General features: G+C 35.4%; 2 protein-coding genes. Both read right to left on the bottom strand.

Annotated elements, in window-relative coordinates:
* Positions 1–104 precede the first annotated feature (104 nt).
* Entirely contained in the window at positions 105–1,733 is a 1,629-nt protein-coding gene (locus T472_RS04965; RefSeq protein WP_023387498.1) for a recombinase family protein, read from the bottom strand.
* 75 nt (positions 1,734–1,808) lie between these two features.
* Positions 1,809–2,652: recombinase zinc beta ribbon domain-containing protein (locus T472_RS04960; protein ID WP_023863377.1), on the bottom strand; the 844-nt coding region annotated here is incomplete at its 5' end.

Here is a 2,652-nt window from a genome sequence, read left to right as displayed (position 1 = left end):
CAACTACCTTGACAGTCAGCGTTAGTTCTGTTTGTTATAAAACGAAAAAATAACCCACCAAGTGGCTTGATCACTACAATCAGGCTACTCAGTGGGTTTTGTTTTTACTTTCTTACTTGCTTTGAGATTCCAAAAATCAAATTGAAGTTGATGATGTTATTAGGGTGTACAATCCCATTTTCAATGACTCTTTTAAAGATGTCGCCCCGATAGGAAGTGGACTTGATATCACCAAGATTCTCTAACTCATTTAAAAACCAATTTTTCTCACTCACAAGAAACTTATATTCATCTTCCTTATCTACTAACATATTTATTTTCTCTTGTGTTTCCATTATTGAATCCGTATATCTCTTAATCACAGTGGTATCCTCACCCTTTTTTCCTCCCTCTTCTACTACTTTGTACAACTCCTGGTATTTCTTTTGGTTTTCTTCTTCCAAGAAGACCAATAATTGTTTTTCTTCTTCAGATATTTTTTTCAATCCAATATGCTCGTTTAAGAGGGCCTCAAAAGACTGGTCATTTTTAAGACCAAATAGCAAATCCATAAATAGCGACATGATATCTTCTTCCTCAATTTTAAGTGTATCACAAGATACTAACGGGTTTTTCTTCAGTGCTGCCTTACATCGCCAGTGATGTTTTGTGCTCGCTTTATTATTTACCGCTACATGAAAATACACACTCCCACATTCTGAACAGATAAAACTAGAAAAGAATTCTATCTTATCATGCGATTTATTCGTTTTATCACTTTTCTTAGGTCTTCTTTTAGCTAATTCATTCTGGGCCTTTTCCCAAGTAATCCTGTCTATGATTGCAGGATGATGATCTTCAATCAAAACCTGAGAAACATCTCCAAAGTTCAACTTCGATCTACTGGTAAATGTATCTTTTGTATATCGCTTTTGATAAAGAAGATCCCCAGTATATGTTGGATTATTTAAGATAGTACTTATAGTTTTACTATTCCATGAAGATTTCTTTTTCATTGTGGGAATCCCTTCATGGGTTAAATCTCTACTTATCTGAGCTCCATTAACTCCTGCGATACATCTTTCAAATATTGACCTTACTACTCTCGCTTCTTCTTCAACAATATACCAACTTCGATCTTTATTAAAATCATAACCATATGTTCTCATGCTATGTCCAACGACACCACGTTTTGCATATGCCTTTTTCCCCCATGATATACTTTCTCCTAAGCTTCTTGATTCTTCTTGGGCAAGAGCACAATATACAGTTAATAATACCTCGCCATCTTCATTGGCAGTATCTATCTCTTCTTTCTCAAAATAAATGGAAACATTATATTCTTTGAGCTTTCTGACATACTCTAGAGCATCAACAGTATTTCTTGCAAATCTTGAAATAGACTTTGTAATGATCCGGTCAATTTTACCATTCTCGCAATTTTTAATCATCTTCTGAAATCCTGATCTCTTTTTTGCATTAGTCCCGGATACTCCTTTATCAGCATAGATTCTAACTAACTGGTTATTAGGATCTTTTAGAACTGAAAATGTATAATAAGCAACCTGTGCTTCTAGTGATCCTAACTGATCAGGTTCTCTCGTGCTGACTCTTGCATACACGCCAATCTTAATCTTCTTCTTTTTCTTTACAGGTTCTATTTTGAAGATGCCCGATGGGCTGTCTTTGTACTTCTTTTTAATCTGTTGTATTAGTTCGAGTCTTTGATTATTCTGAGCCTTTATAACTGCCACCTCATCGTTCCTCCTCTCTTCTTGATAACATATCGTGTTCTCGCTTTTTTCTGATTTAACGGGGTTTATATTTTCTTACTCTACCTCTATCCCTGATTTTTTCTTTTTGTAGTTACTGGGTTCCATGCATTTTTTGGGGTGAAGTTGCATAAAGTCTCCAAATTCAGTAACCGAATTATCTAGCCAGAGGACTTGAAAATCTATTTCTGTTAGTATCGATATACTCATAACAAAGGCTCGTAACATCGAAACGTCGGCCATTTCAATAAAGTCTTCTAGAAATTTTATGCCTTGCAATTTTTCTAAAGCTTCCATCCTAAAAGCTCGATCTTCTTCTATCTTAGAGGCCAAGTCTTCAAAGTCTACAATGCTCCTTTCAAGTTCTATTATTTTCTTATTCATAACTTCCTGGTTACTTTCATCAGCTAGAGTCAATTCCTCTTTTGCCAAAATCAATCTCATAAGGTGACTCATTCTGTGTAGTTCGAATCTATCATTTTGGTTCACCTTCTCAATGTCATCCCTCATTCGTTTCAAAGCGCCTGGCTGGTCAAAAGAATATCGACACTTCATGGCTCCCATCATCATTTCGATTAACTTTGACTCGCTCAATGGTGATGAACTACAGTAGCTAGAATGTTTATCCTTTCGTCCACATTTCCATTTATGAACTTTCCTCTCTTTTCTATGTTGATAATTCGACCCACAATAAGCGCAGGTGATTCTTTTTGTTAGTGGGTAAACCTTATTTGGACTTTTTCTATTTTTCTTTTTTGCATCAATAATGGACTGTACTTCGTTAAATGTATCCTCATCGATGATAGCTGGATGTGTGTTCTTTATATAGTAACGATTTTCTTGACCTTCATTTATTACAGTTCTGCTCTCTAAAAATATGGGGTCAATCACAAAACCTGTG

This window comes from Youngiibacter fragilis 232.1 (genome assembly GCF_000495435.3).
Classification (GTDB): domain Bacteria; phylum Bacillota; class Clostridia; order Clostridiales; family Clostridiaceae; genus Youngiibacter; species Youngiibacter fragilis.
This window is presented reverse-complemented; position numbering and strand designations above follow the sequence as displayed.